This is a genomic window from Bacillus cereus group sp. BfR-BA-01355 (assembly GCF_022663675.1).
Lineage (GTDB): Bacteria > Bacillota > Bacilli > Bacillales > Bacillaceae_G > Bacillus_A > Bacillus_A thuringiensis_S.
This window is the reverse complement of sequence record NZ_JAKUFY010000038.1, coordinates 1-17,530: the sequence shown is the minus strand read 5'-3', so window position 1 is coordinate 17,530 and position 17,530 is coordinate 1. Positions and strand designations below refer to the sequence as shown.

Here is a 17,530-nt window from a genome sequence, read left to right as displayed (position 1 = left end):
CCATTTTTATCAGTAGTCGTATCTAGAAACCTAAAAAAGTCCATTTAGAAGATCTAAATGGACTTTTTCACTCATATAATCCTATCTATAGTTAAACGAATAAGATTAAATAAATTTAAATTTTCTTGCTTTATCTACTAAACTGTTTAGGCATTTCTTTAACGTGCTTATCATCATCACGCCAATCATAGGTTTCTTTCTGTGAAATATCTAAAGTTTGATCTCCAATTCTAACAATATTCTTATTTACCCATTCAATATATGGATCGGTATCTGGATAATTCCAATATATATTTTTCTCTGAATCTGTATCAAGGTTAACTAATTCACCCCTAACAGCATCCGCACTTAATGATCCTGCATTATGAAAATAAGTCTTGATGAGATATTTTCCATCTGGAGATTTCACTGTTCGAATTAATTCCCCTTTTGGAACACCTTGCAAACTAAAAAATTTCCAATATCCAAACCCAATTATAATTACTAACATAGTAATTATAGTTAGTAATACTTTTCTTTTTGTTTTTTTAATTTCACCTTTTGTATTTATAATACTCATTCAACTCCATTCCATAGAACTAATACCATATTATACCATTAAATAAATGGTATAATATATCAAAAATAAAAATCCTCCCGTAATAGTATTATAAAAAGGGCATGTGATGGTCTCCCTATTTATAAAGTGAAACTTTAATCCCACTCACCAATCGGGCTACCCGTTAATGCGGGATAAACATGAAAATTCCCCTTTAAGAAAAATATAAAAAATCAGACAGTATACTTGAATTGCTCTTCGCAAGAGAATATACTAATAAAGCAGGCTATGACGTTCCTTCCTTCTAACTTCTTTGGCGAAATAGGGATGTTACTTTCCTGCTAAACACATAGGCTATGACAATTCTTCCTTCTTTTCCAGAAATTTCAAATTGTTTTAGAGTTGTCAATTTCCTATGAAAACAATTAGACTATAAAACCTCTTTCTTCTTTGGGATTGAATAAACTTTAGTTTATCAACCATTGATGTAGAGGTTTTCTTTTCTTAATTAACAAATTACCACTTAACAACTAAATGTTATACCCCTAATTTTCCACTAAAAAATAGCTATGTACCCTCAGTGCATTTCTCTATAATTAGTGTGTTTATGCATGTAAAAATAAAAATCTACCACTGAAAGGAGGACAGTCAGACTATTCCCCTCTTTTATAAGGAGTGAATAGCTGGCGTTCTCATGAAAAATTCTATTTACATAAGAAGAAGTTTGAAAGTAATTATAAAAAGAGAAGAAAATAAACTACCGAACATTTATTTAGCCACTGTTTTAAAAAACTTGGAAAGTTTAGGATTTACTTTTTCCGAGCCTTTAATAGAAGAGTTGCAAACACTTTCGGTTGATACATTCACATCGTTTTACAAAGAGTTGGTAAAACATTTAAAAGAAATGGTTGGTGCACATATTCAGTTTACTCCTATGTATCCAAACTTTCCGCAACAAATGATGGATTTAAGTGACGCTGATTTATACATTAATGCTATTATTCATTATGTGACGTTGCGCCTACCTGTATCAAAAGTAGAAGAACGACTTCCTCTTTTAGATAGCGTTGATTTGAAAGTTATTAACTTAGGAAGTGAAGAAGATTTCAATCAAATGATTTCTCAATTGATTAGTGCAAACAGCTCTATTTCCTCAACTGATAAGACAGATGTAGAATGGGCTATTACACACACTGAAGATGTTTCCTGTTTTCTACCTAATGTAATTCCTCATAAGGAAAATATGTCTTTTATAATTGGAGTTTTATTAATAAACAGAAAAATATCAGCCGATGCTGCTGCAAAGTATTTTAAAACAGCAACTGATGTTCTTCGCCTTGCAGTTGCTTTATCTGAAGGCGATGTGAGTTTAGCATCTTCCGTTCGATTCAAGAAGTTTAACCGAGCAGAAAGACGCTTCCTTTTAGGATTGTTAGAGCAATGCGGAAACATTACTGAAGATATGCTTCGATACAAAAAACGTTGGATTCGTCTAGGTGAAATTCTTCATCCAGCAGAATATCATACTCGTTTCCCAAAAACCCACCGAGCATTTGAGATTCTTCGCAACAACATTAAAGTTGAAACATTTAATGGAAAAATAGAAGCAGCTTTGTTGAATCGTGATATCATGACAGCGAAAAATCTTTTAAAAACTCGCCCTGGGGAATTTGCCAGACGCTTGGATCATTTAATCCGTTTATGTAGTGATAAGTCAACAGATGTTTTCCATATTCTCGAAGAGTTTCTAAGTATAATAGGAGACGTTTCTACTCCTGTATTACTTCAACTCACAGCTCATTTTAAGCATCGAAATGATAAAAATGAATTTCGTACCTTTTTTCCAAAGGGAAATGTAGCAAAAGCTATAGGTATTGAAAATACACTTCCATTTATCTCAGAGGATATTTGTTTAATGATTGTAAAAATGTGTGAAGATACTTTAAAAAATCGCTTCGCAAAACTTCCAAGTCTCGGAAAAGTATTTTTGGATGAACAGTTAAAAAATCACTTAGTTCCCTTCTCTCAACGTTCAGCCAGCAAAGCGCTTCGCACATTATCTCGAGGAAGTAAAGTAGATTTGCCAGAAGGAGATACGATTCGTTTTTTCCTATGGTGGAAAGAAGGCTATGTGAATGGACAACATACAGGACGCGTTGACATTGATTTGTCTGCTGCAATATACGACGAAGATTGGCAATACAAAGAACATGTATCCTTCACGAACTTACGTTCAAAAAATTTCAAAGCCTACCATAGCGGAGACATTACTTCTGCACCAAAGGGGGCATCTGAATTCATTGATTTCGATATTCCGTCTGTGCTGAAATATGGTGGACGCTATGTAGTCATGACTTCGCTTTCTTACACAGACCAACCATATAAAGATTTACCAGAATGCTTTACTGGTTGGATGGTTCGTCAATATCCTGGTTCAGGTGAAATATTTGAACCTTCTACTGTTCAAGATAAAGTGGATATTACTGCCGACACCCAAATCTCTATTCCAGTTATCTTAGACTTAAAGGAACGAAAATTGATTTGGACAGATTTATCTCTTACAAGAGATCTAACTTATGATAATACCATCGAGGCTAATCAAAAAGGTATGATACTAGTTGGAAAGGCTTTAACTAATTTAGTTAAACCGAATTTATATGACTTGTTCCGATTACATATTGAAGCTAGAGGTGAACTCGTTCAAGACATCGAAGAAGCAGAAACTATTTTCTCTTTGGATAAAGGGATTACTCCTTTCGATATTGAAAAAATAATATCTGATTTTATAGCTGACCCACAAGGCTAACTACATTACAAACATTGATAATGTGTGGAAAATATCCATGTATAATGTCTATGTGAAACAGGACCTGATAGATGCATATCAGGTCCTGTTTTTTATTTAGTAGATACTAAATAGTCCGGTTAATCATTATTCAGCTAAATACACGATACTAATAAAGTGAAATTTATTCGAAAGAAGTTCATTAGTTAATACGTATCTAATTAAGAAACATTCATATACCAGCCCAAACATCTTTTCCATATCGCCCTTCATCTTGCACACGATCCAACCAATTCCTTGCTTCTTGTTCACTGACTTCATGAATTTCTTGATATGCTTGACAAAGGGTATCTTCTACATCCGGAGCCATTTTACTGCCATCACCACATATATAAAGATGAGCTCCATTATCTAATAACGAAATTAAATTGATACTATCTTGTTTTATTAAATGCTGTACATATGTTTTGGGATGTCCCTCTAGACGAGAAAAAGCTGTGTGTAAAGAGATTAATCCATCTCTTTCATCATTTTCTAGCTCTGTACGATAGAGATAATCTTTTTCAGGATGACGACAACCAAAATATAGATGCGCTTGTCCTAAATTAATACCTTTTTGCTTTTGAACACGACGCGCTTGCAAGAATCCACGGAATGGTGCAACTCCAGTACCTGGCCCAACCATAATAATTGGTGTTTCTGGATCTTTAGGTAATTCAAAGTTTGATTGTGGCGTTCGAATGAAACAAATAATCTCATCTTTATTATGACGCTGAGCTAAATAATTAGAAGCGACTCCTTCATATGTCCCTTCTCCACTCCATGCAGGCGCATTAACAACACCGACCGTAATGCTCAGACGATTCTGTGCAACAAGTGGAGAGCTTGAAATAGAATAGTAACGCGGTTTGAGCGCAGGAAGCAGTTCTAAAAAGCGTTCAAATCGGATTTCACAAGCCTCATACTTTTCAAGAAGATCCAACATTGAAATACGTTTCTTTAGTATTTGTTCATGATAGACCCCTTCTTCTAATAATGCTTCCAATTCTTTTTTATGAGGAGGGCATGCTGTGAATGTTACCATTTCTCGTATTTGTGCACGAGTGGCTGCTTCTTGAACTTCGACACTATAACTAAGAAGGTCCAATAAACTAACAGGACTGTCTAAAGGTATGTGATTTATACTTCGTCCACTTGCACTCAGTATGACTTGATCCTTTCCGTTTAATCCAAAGCGTTTTAAAATTCGATTAACATTCTTCTCGCTATTAATTGGCAGCACTCCAAGGTGGTCTCCTTCTTGATATGTAGCGCCTTCTGGCAAGGATACCTCGATATGTCGTGTACTTCTATCGCTGCTGGATGATTGGAGTTCACGATTTTCTAGTATAGTTGCATAAACTGCTTCATATGTTCGTGCAAGAGGAGATCCTCCAAGACGACTGACAAATTGCAGACTCAAAGTACTACGCTCTTTCTCCATATTTTTGTTAAATTCCAATCCAAATGCCTTCATCGCATCAGACCACATGCCTTGTTTCCATTGCTCGAGCTGTTCCTCAAAATCACCACTTGCATCTGCTTCTCCGCGTTTAGAAAACCTTGTTGCTCCTTTTTGAGCCATCTGCTCATCAATGTATCTTGGAATCCGTTGATAGGTACTAGCCCAATTATGATCTCCACAACCAAAAACTGCGTATTGAACACCTTTTAGCTCATCTGGTTTTAGTTCCTCCAACCATTGCACAAACTGTCCTGCATTACTTGGCGGTTTTCCATTATAAGAAGAAGTTACAATAAGAACCGCTCCTTCTTTCGGTAGACTTCCAATTCGATCGTTAAGAGCTACCACTTCCGTTTGAACCCCTTCTAAACTAGCTGTATCTGCTAATTCTCTTGCAATACCTTCTGCTACACCTGTATCCGAGCCGTACAGAACAAGAAGTGAAAGATTATCAGCCCCAATAATAGAAGGTGTCTTCTGAACGTGCTGCTTAATTTCATGGTTTTTCAGCTTGTCCTCTGTAGGTGCAAGAACAGTAGGATGACTAATAGTTTGTTTTCGGGGTAGAATCCTAATCTTAAAATCACCGGGCTTTAGCGTTAATGTTTGTTTTACGTCCAGCTGATAGTTTTGATAATCGATTAATTCAAAATGTTGAAGAAGCATTCCCATTACAAGAGTGGCTTCATGAAGTGCAAATTGCATACCGATACATGCTCTCTGGCCATTTCCAAATGGCTTATAAGCATGATGAGGAACCTTATCCAGCTCTTCAAATCGTTCAGGTTGGAATTCTTCCACATTGTCTCCCCATGCATCTTTATCCCTATGCAGCTGTGGAATAAGAACAGAAATACGATCTTCTCCTTTCTTAATTGGGTATTTCCCGCCAATCACTGTATCTTCTTTTGCATAGAGACTGAATGCTGGAGCGGTAGGCCATAGACGTAGCGATTCATTTAAAATCATCCGTATATACTTCAGTTTCATAACTTGTTGGTATGTTGGAGTAGGATCTGTCAAAATACGGTCTACTTCTTCATAGGCTTTTTTTAACTTATCCGGATTCTTTAATAAAAAGTAAATTGCAAAAGATAACAATCCACTTGTTGTCTCATGCCCAGCTATTAAAAAAGTGATAATTTGGAAACGAATGTTTTCATCATCTAATTTTTCACCAGTTTCCGGATCCTGTACATTTAACATACGGGAAAGTAAATCATTTTCTTCCTGATCTCCACTACTTTTACGTTCAGCAATAATATTATCTACTAAAGAAAACATAGATTGGATATCATGCTGAAATTGACGTTTCGTTCTCCACATGAGTTTGTCTTCTATATCCAGCCGCTGCAATTGGTGCATTGCCTCATCTAGAGCACGGCTCATGCTAGTGATAAAAGGATGAGGGGTCTCACGATAAAAGCTATTAAATCGGTAATTAAAACCACATAGACCAATTGTATCTAACGTAAGGCGAGTCATATCCTCCGGAACATCTACGTCTTCATTCGGATTAAGCCGTGCCCATTTTTGAACGAGTTGTACAGCAAGATCGACCATCATGGCATGGTAATCTTTCATTGCCCGTTGGCTAAATGTAGGCATCAAAATATTATGAGCTTTTTTCCAGTTAGGCTCGTGAGTCTCGCTAGTAAATAATCCGTCTCCAGCAAAGGCACGAACCTTTGCCAAAGCACCCTCTATGCTTTTATCGAACCGCGTTTCGTCACAAACTTCTGCTACCAGTTCATGTCCAGAAACGACAATTATGGCATCACTTAAAGTTTGAATTCGAAAAATGGGACCATACTCTTCCGCCAGCTTAATAAACGATAGAGTCGGTTTATCTTTATCGATTAATGGGAGATTACCCAGCGGTCCATATGTTTTCGGCTGGGGAATGGCAGATACTTTTTTTTCCATTTAAAACACCCTTTCAAAAAAGCATGAAATAGCATATCCCATTTAATAAAGAGGAAATAGCAACTAATTGCCTGGGATACAGATATGTAATTGATTACCTTATTTTATCTTTTCCCTAACTATTCATGATTATGATATTGAGTATAAGCTTGGCAATTAGATTTATAAATTGTAGAAAAATACTAAATTAAAATGAAGCGAATAAATATAATTGGAGCCTTTTAATATTGGTGTTAAAAGATAAGCTAAAATTATAATGTTTATGAGAATTTGCAAACGGATCTCATCTCTTGCATTTGTTTATAAAACGATCATTTTGATTTATTTTCTTCTAAAACACCCCAAAATAGAGAAGTTGACGAGCTTAAGATTGTAGTATTCGAAAAATCAGTAGTTTAGTTAAACCAATACGATAAGCAAGTATACCGTGTTACTAATGAAAGAGGACCTGATATGAACGTCAGGTCCTCTTTCACTATATATAATTATTTCACTGCTTCTTTCAGCTCTTTTCCAGCTTTAAATATCGGCGCCTTAGCAGCAAAAAAACTTGTAGGAATCATTATCTAGCGTTTTATTCTTCTCTACCGATTTAACTTCTCGACAGCTTCCGCACTTGTATCTACACGTTTAACGAAAAAAACTAATAGTAGTGCAACAACATTCATGCCAAGCGCTACATAGAATGAATATTGAATTCCGGATAATAAAGCCTTCTGAGTTAACATTGCCTTCGTAGCCTCTGTGAAGGTTGTTGGATCTACATCAGCCATTAGACTTTCAGCTTTTGTTTTTGTTACAGAATTCATAATCGTAACAAGAATAGCAGTACCAATCGAACCGGACACTTGTTGAGCTGTATTATTAACAGCCGTACCGTGCGGGTTTAAGCGAGTTGGCAATTGATTAAGGCCATTTGTCATAAGTGGCATCATCACCATCGCCATCCCAAACATCCGCAATGTATAAATAAGAATAATATGTGTGTGACTAGAGTCGAGTTGCAGGTTTGCTAGCATATAAGTTGAAACGGCTGTAATGGAAAGTCCTACTATACCAAGAATACGAGGACCATATTTATCAAATAGTTTACCTGTAATTGGTGACATAATCCCCATTATTACCGCACCTGGAAGCATCATCAGCCCAGAGCTCAGCGGTGAAATACCCCGGACGTTTTGTACATAAGCTGGGGTTAAAATCATCCCCGAAAACATGGCCACTGCGTTGACAATTGCAATTACAGACGCAAGTGCAAACATTGGGTACTTGTAAACACGTAAATCCAATAACGGCTCATCCATTTTTAATTGGCGGATAATAAAAGCAATTAGGGCAATAGCGCCTATGATTAAGGTTGTTAAGACAACTTTATTTGTCCAACCATCGGAGCTCGCAGAACTGAATCCATATAACAAACTGCCAAAACCGACAGAAGATAATAGTAATGAGAGATAATCAAGTTTTGCATTTTTGTTTTGTTTCATGACATTCTCAGATTTCCAAATCCCTAACAGTAAGCTAATGATTGCTAACGGTAAAATCATTTCAAAAAGCAAACGCCAGTCATAATACTCTACAATATAACCTGATAGTGTCGGTCCAATTGCTGGAGCTGTAATCATAACTAGTCCAAAAATCCCCATTGCTGTTCCCCTTTTTTCTCTTGGAAAGCTTACTAGCATAATATTCATTAACAAAGGCCCCATAACTGAAGAGCCTGCCGCTTGAACCATCCGACCAGTAAGTAATAAACCAAAATTCGGCGCTACAGCCGCTAAGGCAGTACCAAGAATAAAAATCAACATAGATGTAATAAATAGGCTTCTATTCGAGAAACGCGTTATTAAAAATGCTGATGCCGGAATTAATATACCACTTACAAGCATATACCCTGTAGAAAGCCACTGGATCGTTGAATAATCTTGAATGTCTAAATCTTTCATTATTGATGGCAAGGCTACATTTAAAAGCGAGTTATTTAGAAATGAAACAAATGCCCCAATAAAAAGAATTACAAGCATTAAATATGGTGGTTTTCTTTTATGTAATGTTTCACTCATATATTTAATTGCCCCTTCATTATAAATTTCATTGATTCGTTTAAATCGTTTACATATTTGCACAAGAAAACATTACCCTTGCAGTATTTTGCCAAACTCTTCGAATGGATATTCTCTTTTTAGCAATTCCACTTGCCCAACATAACATTTTAAAATCTTTTTTTTGATTAAACCTTTATAAAAACGTTTGTTAACGGAATTTAAATTAGGCTGAAATATATAAAAGAAGCGACTGAAAATACCCTTCTAAAATAAAGTGAAACTTTAAATCAACAAGGCCACACACCTATTCCTTTAAATACAGGCTTGTAGATCTAGTTATGTAACCATCCATAAAAAGGAATATTACATAGGCTAAGTCTAACATTACATTTTTAAAGTGAGGAGAATAAGCGTATGCACCAATATTGGTATTTGAATTCAAAGGGAAACGGGGAACAATATACTAACCAAATTTCATTATATTCACAGCCCGAAATAACTAAATCTGAGGTAATGAATGATTTGAAGATTCCTGAGAATTGGAGTTACCGAGTCTATCCAGTTAGTTGGGATTCATCAGCCAATTATACGGGATTCACTCCCCAACCCCCTCCCTTCTCTTGGGGGGAACCAATCAATTATGCAGGGATAATGCCACAAGGTCACCCTACTAATTGGCCTCCATTACCAGGTCATGCAGGTTTTAATTTTCAAAAACCTCCCTTCCCCTGGGCCCAACCATTCAATCATACAGGGATGTTCGCACAAGGTCATCTTGCCGCTTTATTATCTCCGCCAGCTAAGCCTTTTCATATCAATACCAATAACTCGGGTGTTTTTGGAAACCCTCCAGGATGGGGTAGTCCGTGGGCCCCAATGGGATGGGGAAATAACGGAGGTAACGGTCAGCTAGGAATGCTTGGAAACTTATTTACAGCAGGAAAAGGCACCATGAGTGGAATAGGAATGATTAGTAGTCTAATCGGGATGGGGAAGTTCTTCTTTTAGTTAATTAGAACAGGAGAATGTGGCTGTAGCTTTAATCAACCACATTTAAGGACAGTAATCTCCCACCTAACTTCCTAGCATAGCATTCGCGGAAATTTTAGGTGGATATGTATTGTTACAAGTTACTGTTTTACTTTGAGTGCTCCTTTACTTTCTTATCAAGTGCCTTACTATAAGCATCTTTGTTTTCCTGCGATAACTCATAAATTGCTTTTTTCCAATGCTCTCCGTCTACACCTGATAAAAATTCAGTACCTTTCATTGTAGCTTCTTGAACCTTCTGTTTATCTTCTTTACCAGCATCCTTAATTAACTTCGTTGCTTTTCTTGCCTCTGTTACCCCTTCTTGTATGGATTTGTGAATGTCTTTGTATGTATCAGGTACTTTTATGTGTTCCATATTGTCTAAAATTTTATCTATCTCGTTTGATGTTTTTAAAACAGCTTTTGCTTTTTCTTTGTCCTTTAAGGATTCTCCTAAGTTTAGTAATAGTTCATCCTTCTTAAATTGGAACTCTACCACTTGCTCACATATGTAGTACGGATACTGTTGTTCGGAAAGTACTGTTTTCGTTATTGCTTTACTAGTTTGCTCAGTCTTATGAGTAGAATCTTTATCTCCTGCCTCGCATCCGACTAACAGCATAAATGGAACTGCTAACGTTACTAGTTTCTTTGCTCTCATTATGTATTCTCCTTGTAGAAATTATTGTAAGTAATTAACATATCAAACTATAACATACATTACATTATGGTTCACTTCCATTACGCTTTTAAAATGCAAAATAAGAATACACCCCATAAGCCGCAAATAAGATTAATAGAATAGAAATGCCGAGTACTGTATATAATCCATTTTAAATTTGAATTCATATCATCCTCCTACCTCTCAATAATTCCAGTATATAACAAAAAAGCATTGGATACCCAATGCTTTTTACACTTACGCAAATAAAGAAGTATTCGCATATAAAGCTGGTGAACCACCTGAATGTACGAATAAAATATTGTCTTCCTTATTAAATTTACCTTTTCTAATTAAGTCGATTAATCCCGCTACCGCCTTACCTGTATACACTGGATCAAGTAAAATACCCTCTGTTTTCGCAAGTAACTGAACTGCCTCTACCATTTCCGGCGTTGGTAACGCATAGCCTGGTCCTACATATTCATCAAAGCACGTAACAGCGTCGCGCGAGATAAAGTTTGGAATACCAACATGTGCTGAAGTTTCATCTACAAGTTTTGCTACTTTCTCTTCTTGCTCAGCTTTTCCTCTACTTACGTTGATTCCAATTACAGGAATGTGGCTTTGTGTTCCAGCAAAACCAGTAATTAAACCAGCGTGCATACCAGCGCTACCACTTACACAAACAACTGAACTGAAATCAATTCCTTGTTCAAATGATTGCGCCATAATTTCTTGCGCACAAGCAACGTATCCCATAGCACCCGTAGGGTTTGATCCACCAACTGGAATTACATATGGTGTATTACCTTTTTCACTTACTTCTTTTGCTACTTTATGCATTTCTTCCATCAGGTCTGCTCCGTTCGGTACAACAATGACATTTTCAGCACCTAATAAGTGATATAAGAAATAGTTTCCGTTAAAGTCTCTCTTCTCTTCTGGCTCAAGCCCTTCCTCTAATACAAGGATACATTTCATTTTTTCTTTTACCGCAGCTGCCAGTGTGAGGCGGCAATGATTTGACTGAATACCACCAGCTGTAATTAACGTATCTGCACCATTTTCCTGTGCATCCGCAACTAAAAATTCTAATTTTCTCGTCTTATTGCCACCAGCTGTTAAACCAAGTAAATCATCTCGTTTAAAATAAATAGTCGGGCCACCAAGTGCTTCAGAAAAGTTGTTTAACTTTTCAATTGGTGTATATGATTCTGTATATTTTTTTCTCGGGAATTTAGCTAAATTCATTGTAACGCTCCTTTTGTACTTCTTTCACAATATATGTAACGTTACTATTATTACACGTAAAAATGGTGAAGTCATCTTTCTCGGTTAAAAATGTATTAGAATTTCGTTTTGATAAGTAAAACCGTATTAATGATTTTAACTTAATTACGGTACATGAAATTTATATCAACAATTTTTTAAATATATCGTTCATTCCTTACAATATATCAACGATTTTTCAAATATATCTATCGTAACTTGCAATATATCAACGATTTTCTTAATATATCGATCTATCGACAAAAAACGACAGACAGGCAACCCCTTTCTCATCAACAAAAAAAGAGCCCACACATTCAAATGCAGACTCCCTCCAATCACTTATTTATCGAAAAACGAAGTAACTGTGTTAATCCCGGCTCTAAATTCATTTCACCTTTATGGCGTACATATACCACTTTATCCCCATCAAATTTCGGAGGGTTTGCTTTACTATACGTATGCCACTCATTCGTTCCTTCTATAGAATACTCCATATATTCAGTTGCACCGACAATTATATTTTTACGATCATCTGCCGTTACATTTGGTGCCATCTGCGCAATTTTTGAATCACTAATTAATAACTTCTTTATATCCTTATCACGTTTGTAATCGTAAGCTGTCACAATTACATCGTTACCATATGCTTTCACTTGTAACCCTTGTTTAAATGAATAGCCATCTGGAGCAGTTTTCTCTCCTCCATTTGGTCCTGCTGACATCCAGCCTGTTTCAATCCCGCCCGTATTTACAACAGTGAAACCTTTTTCATCTCCGCCTTTAATTTTCTTTTTACCAGCCCAGTCAGGTAAGTTTAAATCCCAATGCGTATGACTCGTGAAGAAAACAACTTGCGGATAGTCTTTTAATATATCGTACAATTTATCCACGTTTAAATAATCTTGTAAATACGGCGATTGTCTTGATCCAGATACCGTATCAGGTAAAACGTGATGAGAGAAAATAAAGATTGGCTTATTTTTATCTTTTTGACTATACTCTTCTAAATTTTGTTTTAACCAACCTAATTGCTCATCACTCATATATACTTCGTCCCACATTTTTGAATCGTGGTATTTCATATATTTTTCAGTTCCTAAAAATAGAAGCGGATACCCATCTAATTCTTTTTTATGATATACCTTTTCTTGTCCACTAAATTTCAGATAGCGGTTAAATAAAGTTTCCTCAGTTACACCATTTGGCCATGTACTTTGAGAGAGTTTCCCATCTGCTGTCCATTTCCCAGCATAAAACTCATGATTCCCAACAGTAGACCATACATTTTCTGGATGCTTATTTTTATTTAACACACGCTTTACATCATCATATTGTGACTGTTGTCCAGTTGGCGTTATATCCCCATTCATAATAAGCGCTCTAGAAAGTGGCGTCACTTTGTTCATATCTTTTAGCACATGATCAAAATCCCCTAAATCCCCTTGAATATCACTAATAACGTTAAAAGTTGTAGCTGATTTCCGGACTTGCTCTTTCCCTTCCGCATGTGCTGAAAACGTCGGTAATAATGCCGCCATAACTGCTAATGAAGCAACTGTCTTTTTCATACAAATTCTCCCCCTAATAATAGAATGTACAAACTGACATGTTCTGCTTTCTCTTAGGTGCTTGTCCAATTCACATTATAGGGGGAGATTGTAAAGATTAATGGAGTAAAAATTTAAGTGTTTTTTAAGAGATTTTGTCTTTTTTACACGCCCCATTTAACAATTAACACTAATTTTTCTATTAACCTACTAATATTAACTGAATGTAAATTTATACGATAAATCACTTCGTTTAATATGTTGTGTTTTAATTTCCTTTACACAATTTCAATAAAGTACTTTACCATTTTAAATTCTCTTCATTAATCCTCAACTTCTATTCCAGCCTGTTTTAATGGTTCTAATACTTTCGGGTAACACATTGAAATATATTCCACTGTTTTTAAATTTTTTAGATTTTGAAATCCTTCAACAGATATAACATCAAATAAACTGTCTTCACCGTCCCAATCAGGCTTTAAAATATGATAAATTTCATTCCCACCATCAAAGCAAAGGGACTCAATCTTTTCCAAATCACTTATTTCCAAAGTTAACGCTTCTAAAAAAGCTTTGATTTCAACAATTGGCCCAGCTCCTGAATACCATTCAAAATAATTCGTATGCTTTTCTATTAAGTCTTTCAATTCTTTTAGAAATAGTGGCTCTTTATCTAATAAAGCTTCAATTACTACTAACTTAAAATTAAAATCCTGAAACATTTTACTCTTCCTCATTTTAAATTCCTCCAATGTTATAACATCCTTGTCCAAATTATTATAAGTAAAACATATCCAATTGCAGCTTCTTTATTTCTTTCAATATCACATTAAAAAGGGATATGCTTAATTGCATGTCCACAATCGAGAAAATATACATTATACATATTTTCTTACTAATTATATTCTTTATATACTTACCTTCGCTTCTCTAGCATCTTGTTTCTTAATTAAGTCTAAGTAAAAATGCGAGACAGTTGTGTTGTAATAAGGGGAAATGAATATGAATGACAGATTAAATGTAAACATGCCTATAAATGCAGTTAATAAAAACCAACCAATAAAAGATAACCAAAGAACAAATAACTTGAACTTATGTCCTTTCATTATTCTTTTACTCTCCCTTAATGCTTCACTTGCTGTATAATCCGGATTCTCTATTAAAATATAATATGCCATTGAATAAGAAAAATATTTAATAATACCTGGAACAATTAATAACAGACTCCATAAAAATAGAAAAACAGCCTGCAACACTCCTAATTTCATTGATTTACACAAATTATTTTTCCTAAACCCCACAAATACATCGTCCACCTTAGCATCTTCATTTTTACCTAAGCATAAGGTGAAAACAGAATACCCATAATTAAAGATACCTTGTATGACACTGTAAATTAAGAAACAAATCAGTCCTATAAAAAAATAACTTAGAATAAGTAAAACTAGTGCTGTTAGATCTACTTGTAGTTGCCCACCCATTGAATAAATAAAGAAAACATCCAAACCAATTATCCCAATAAACAAACCAAATATTAAATATATAAAACTAGCGATTGCTGATGCACTTAAAGTTGGTACAAAATAGTATAACGCCGATATCCCTATACTTACTCCCCATTTCCCATCTAACGAATTAAGTGCTGCTTTCTTTAAATTTCTTATCAAACTTGCATCCTCCTTTTTTCCATATTTTAGCCAATAAAAATTTTACAAATAAAAAACTTGTAGCAAGCCCCACTACAAGTTCTTTTAGCTAAACATTTTAGCTTATCAAAACAAAATATACCTTCTACACAATCGGGGGTAATTTCTAAAATATGGTTTATTAAAATCATTATATAACATAATCATGGATTTTTGTTGAATATTCTATGTTTTCCGACAAATATACCCGAAACTCTTCCTGATGTTCATTTAGATATAATAACTTATATAGCAATATATTTTTCATTATCTTTCCCAATAAACCCTATCCTCTTGTTTTCCACAAAAAAGCACAGAGATTCCTCTCCATGCCTACTAACCTCTACCTCTTCACCGCATGCACATAATGCACCGTCTCAAAAGCTTCTAAATAATCATTTCTTCCTTCAAAATACAATGTATTTATATCCTCTGGTGATAAATGCTCATAAATAAGTAAGCCCACCTTCTCTAACAGTGCTTCCATTTCGGCATAAGAATAACATGATTTCATCGGTTCTCCGCCTACCGCAGCCATTTTCACCATGTTTTCAACTCGATTGGATAGTCCTTTTTTCGTAAATAAGTTTTCATCGGGATAATCGAAAACGATAGAACTCCCTACTGGAACTATCTCGAACAAGCACTCTATTAAACTAGCAAGCTCCTTTTTCGTTAAATAGTACGTAACACCTAAAAGGCTAAAGAAAGTCTTTTTATGTTCAAATCCTTCAGTCTGTAACTGTTCATAGGAAATTCCTTTCGTAAAATCCATCGAAACAAAATGAAGGTGATTTGGAACTTCAAGTTCTACTTCTTTTATTCTTTCCTTCTTAAACGCCTGCGTAGAAGGATGATCCACTTCAAATATTTCTATTTTATTTTCTAATTCTCGGTGTCTAAAACTGAACGTATCTAAGCCTGCACCGAGTATGACGTATTGTTTCGCTCCTAATGTAATTTCACGTAGTAATACTCTTTCACAATATGCGGCACGTACTAAAGGTGTTGGTGATAACTGAACTTGCGTAATCCATTTTAATATTTCTTTTGGATTGTCTTGAAACTGCTCTGCAATGTCTGTATTGAAAAAGTGAATCCCTTGAACCATGTTCGTTTCAATATTGTTACGTTCTTTTTGTGAAATGAAATCTTTAGCTACATAATCATCAAAGATTTTAGGATTATCAAATTCACTATGATACGCCCTTCCGAAAGCTGATACTAACGACGTTACACTTGCTTCACCTTGTTTCACGCACATACACTCTCCTTCATTTTCACAACAAAAATAGGGTTCCCCTGGCCAGGAGAACCCTATTATACACCATATTTTTAAATTGGTAAATTATAGCATAAATAAGTTTTTTTGTCAAGTTTTCACCCTACTAATGCTCCAACAATTTGTGTAATCTCTAGCAGGAAGATTTCGATCTACACCGAATATTCCAGTTCATAACAATACAAATGGAGGGCGTCATGAAAAGATTAGTCATCATTACAGTTGGAAAAACACACAGTGGAAAAACTACATTTGCAAAAGAGCTAGAAACAGAGTTGCCTAATTCTTTTATTATGGACCAAGACAACCAAGCTGAATCACTACATGAAGACGTAGTAGATCCTGTAGAAAATGAAGCTGATTATTTGCTTGTTATTCGTAATAGTAAGGATGTAAACTCTACTATATTAAAAATTATTCATATCGCTAAAGAGTACTCCCCTATCCGAAATAAGAGATTATAAAAATTACATAATCATAGATTATTATGCAAATACTTCCTCTAGGCGGCGCAGATGGTATATAATGATGGAAGAATCTACTTCTATATGCTCAATTTTACACAAAACAGCTCATGCATATGAAAGAAAAGAGGTACAAAAATATGAAAACAAAACAAACAATTGCTGTGTCTACACTAGCTTTAGCAATGATTGCTGGCGCGAACTCTGCTCATGCGGAAGTAAATGATGCTACTCCTCAGCAAAGTACGGGAGATCGATTAGCTGAAATTAAGCAACATAAACAAGAGTTAGATGCGAAATTACAGCAACACAAAGAAAACGTGGATCAAACATTCAATGAACTTAACAAGGTTAAGGAAAATGTTGATACGAAGGTGAATGAACTACATGAACGTAAACAAGTTGCTGATGAAAAAATTAACGAAGTTAAACAGCATAAACAAGAACTAGATGCAAAAATTCAGCAAGACAAACAAATCGCCGAAGATAAAATCGCGGAAATAAAAGAGCATAAAAAACAAGTAGAAGATAAAGTTGCTGAAGTAAAAGAACATAAGCAAAACATCGATCAAAAGGTTAATGAACTTAAGGAAGTAAAAAAACAAGTAGATGAAAAATTAGCTGAGTTAAAGAAAGCGAAACAAACTGCTGAGGACAAACTTGCTGAGTTAAAAGAAAACAAGCCGAATACTGGTAACACGTTAGAGGAACTTAAGAAAATTAAAGGCAATTTAGACAGTCTTTCCGCTAACTTAGAACTAGCTAAACAAGATGTGAAAAACAAAC

At 35.2% G+C, this 17,530-nt stretch carries 12 protein-coding genes and 1 pseudogene; 4 read left to right on the top strand and 9 right to left on the bottom strand.

Translation table 11 applies throughout. The features are described from left to right. Nucleotides 1-130: 130 nt before the first annotated feature. Nucleotides 131-559: a DUF5412 domain-containing protein gene (locus tag MR167_RS14835; RefSeq protein ID WP_000022536.1), complete on the bottom strand. Its 429-nt coding sequence runs from the start codon at nt 557-559 to the stop codon at nt 131-133. Nucleotides 560-1,232: 673 nt separating this feature from the next. Between MR167_RS14835 and MR167_RS14830 the strand changes: the two genes are divergently transcribed. Then, complete coding sequence (locus MR167_RS14830) at nt 1,233-3,344, top strand: TerD family protein (protein ID WP_242314904.1); 2,112 nt, start codon at nt 1,233-1,235, stop codon at nt 3,342-3,344. Between the two features lie 211 nt (nt 3,345-3,555). On the opposite strand, the gene cypD is transcribed toward MR167_RS14830, so the two are convergent. Both cypD and MR167_RS14820 read right to left on the bottom strand, forming a co-directional pair. Further along, a complete protein-coding gene (gene cypD / locus MR167_RS14825) occupies nt 3,556-6,753 on the bottom strand; it encodes a bifunctional P-450/NADPH--P450 reductase (protein ID WP_000412781.1) in 3,198 nt (1,065 codons plus the stop codon). Nucleotides 6,754-7,337: 584 nt separating this feature from the next. Then, nucleotides 7,338-8,816 (bottom strand): DHA2 family efflux MFS transporter permease subunit, encoded by a 1,479-nt coding sequence (locus MR167_RS14820; protein ID WP_242314903.1) that lies wholly within the window; start codon nt 8,814-8,816, stop codon nt 7,338-7,340. 396 nt (nt 8,817-9,212) lie between these two features. Between MR167_RS14820 and MR167_RS14815 the strand changes: the two genes are divergently transcribed. Continuing rightward, nucleotides 9,213-9,806 carry a hypothetical protein gene (locus tag MR167_RS14815; RefSeq protein ID WP_000554429.1) on the top strand — a complete coding sequence of 198 codons (594 nt, stop codon included), beginning with the start codon at nt 9,213-9,215 and terminating at the stop codon, nt 9,804-9,806. A gap of 130 nt (nt 9,807-9,936) precedes the next feature. On the opposite strand, the gene MR167_RS14810 is transcribed toward MR167_RS14815, so the two are convergent. The 6 genes from MR167_RS14810 to MR167_RS14785 all read right to left on the bottom strand — a co-directional run bounded on the left by MR167_RS14810 (nt 9,937) and on the right by MR167_RS14785 (nt 16,262). Further along, complete coding sequence (locus tag MR167_RS14810) at nt 9,937-10,491, bottom strand: hypothetical protein (protein ID WP_001201794.1); 555 nt, start codon at nt 10,489-10,491, stop codon at nt 9,937-9,939. A 258-nt stretch (nt 10,492-10,749) separates the two neighbouring features. Then, nucleotides 10,750-11,745, bottom strand: a complete 996-nt coding sequence (gene cuyA / locus MR167_RS14805; RefSeq protein WP_242314902.1) for a D-cysteate sulfo-lyase — start codon at nt 11,743-11,745, stop codon at nt 10,750-10,752. Nucleotides 11,746-12,101: 356 nt separating this feature from the next. Beyond that, nucleotides 12,102-13,334: a DUF4073 domain-containing protein gene (locus tag MR167_RS14800; protein WP_242314901.1), complete on the bottom strand. Its 1,233-nt coding sequence runs from the start codon at nt 13,332-13,334 to the stop codon at nt 12,102-12,104. 302 nt (nt 13,335-13,636) lie between these two features. Next, entirely contained in the window at nt 13,637-14,050 is a 414-nt protein-coding gene (locus tag MR167_RS14795; RefSeq protein ID WP_001232168.1) for a DUF6892 domain-containing protein, read from the bottom strand. 171 nt (nt 14,051-14,221) lie between these two features. Continuing rightward, a complete protein-coding gene (locus MR167_RS14790; protein WP_242314900.1) occupies nt 14,222-14,980 on the bottom strand; it encodes a DUF975 family protein in 759 nt (252 codons plus the stop codon). A 361-nt stretch (nt 14,981-15,341) separates the two neighbouring features. Beyond that, complete coding sequence (locus MR167_RS14785; RefSeq protein ID WP_242314899.1) at nt 15,342-16,262, bottom strand: class I SAM-dependent methyltransferase; 921 nt, start codon at nt 16,260-16,262, stop codon at nt 15,342-15,344. A gap of 215 nt (nt 16,263-16,477) precedes the next feature. Between MR167_RS14785 and MR167_RS14780 the strand changes: the two genes are divergently transcribed. Together MR167_RS14780 and MR167_RS14775 are read left to right on the top strand one after the other, a co-directional pair. After that, nucleotides 16,478-16,744: an ATP-binding protein gene (locus tag MR167_RS14780; protein ID WP_242314898.1), complete on the top strand. Its 267-nt coding sequence runs from the start codon at nt 16,478-16,480 to the stop codon at nt 16,742-16,744. 140 nt (nt 16,745-16,884) lie between these two features. Then, a pseudogene (locus MR167_RS14775) lies at nt 16,885-17,530 on the top strand (LPXTG cell wall anchor domain-containing protein); the annotation flags it as partial.

What these genes read in the sequence shown, in the direction of transcription:
- MR167_RS14835 (WP_000022536.1), bottom strand. Translation starts at nt 559, where the DNA reads ATGAGTATTATAAATACAAAAGGTGAAATTAAAAAAACAAAAAGAAAA.
- MR167_RS14830 (WP_242314904.1), top strand. Translation starts at nt 1,233, where the DNA reads ATGAAAAATTCTATTTACATAAGAAGAAGTTTGAAAGTAATTATAAAA.
- cypD (WP_000412781.1), bottom strand. Translation starts at nt 6,753, where the DNA reads ATGGAAAAAAAAGTATCTGCCATTCCCCAGCCGAAAACATATGGACCG.
- MR167_RS14820 (WP_242314903.1), bottom strand. Translation starts at nt 8,816, where the DNA reads ATGAGTGAAACATTACATAAAAGAAAACCACCATATTTAATGCTTGTA.
- MR167_RS14815 (WP_000554429.1), top strand. Translation starts at nt 9,213, where the DNA reads ATGCACCAATATTGGTATTTGAATTCAAAGGGAAACGGGGAACAATAT.
- MR167_RS14810 (WP_001201794.1), bottom strand. Translation starts at nt 10,491, where the DNA reads ATGAGAGCAAAGAAACTAGTAACGTTAGCAGTTCCATTTATGCTGTTA.
- cuyA (WP_242314902.1), bottom strand. Translation starts at nt 11,745, where the DNA reads ATGAATTTAGCTAAATTCCCGAGAAAAAAATATACAGAATCATATACA.
- MR167_RS14800 (WP_242314901.1), bottom strand. Translation starts at nt 13,334, where the DNA reads ATGAAAAAGACAGTTGCTTCATTAGCAGTTATGGCGGCATTATTACCG.
- MR167_RS14795 (WP_001232168.1), bottom strand. Translation starts at nt 14,050, where the DNA reads ATGAGGAAGAGTAAAATGTTTCAGGATTTTAATTTTAAGTTAGTAGTA.
- MR167_RS14785 (WP_242314899.1), bottom strand. Translation starts at nt 16,262, where the DNA reads ATGTGCGTGAAACAAGGTGAAGCAAGTGTAACGTCGTTAGTATCAGCT.
- MR167_RS14780 (WP_242314898.1), top strand. Translation starts at nt 16,478, where the DNA reads ATGAAAAGATTAGTCATCATTACAGTTGGAAAAACACACAGTGGAAAA.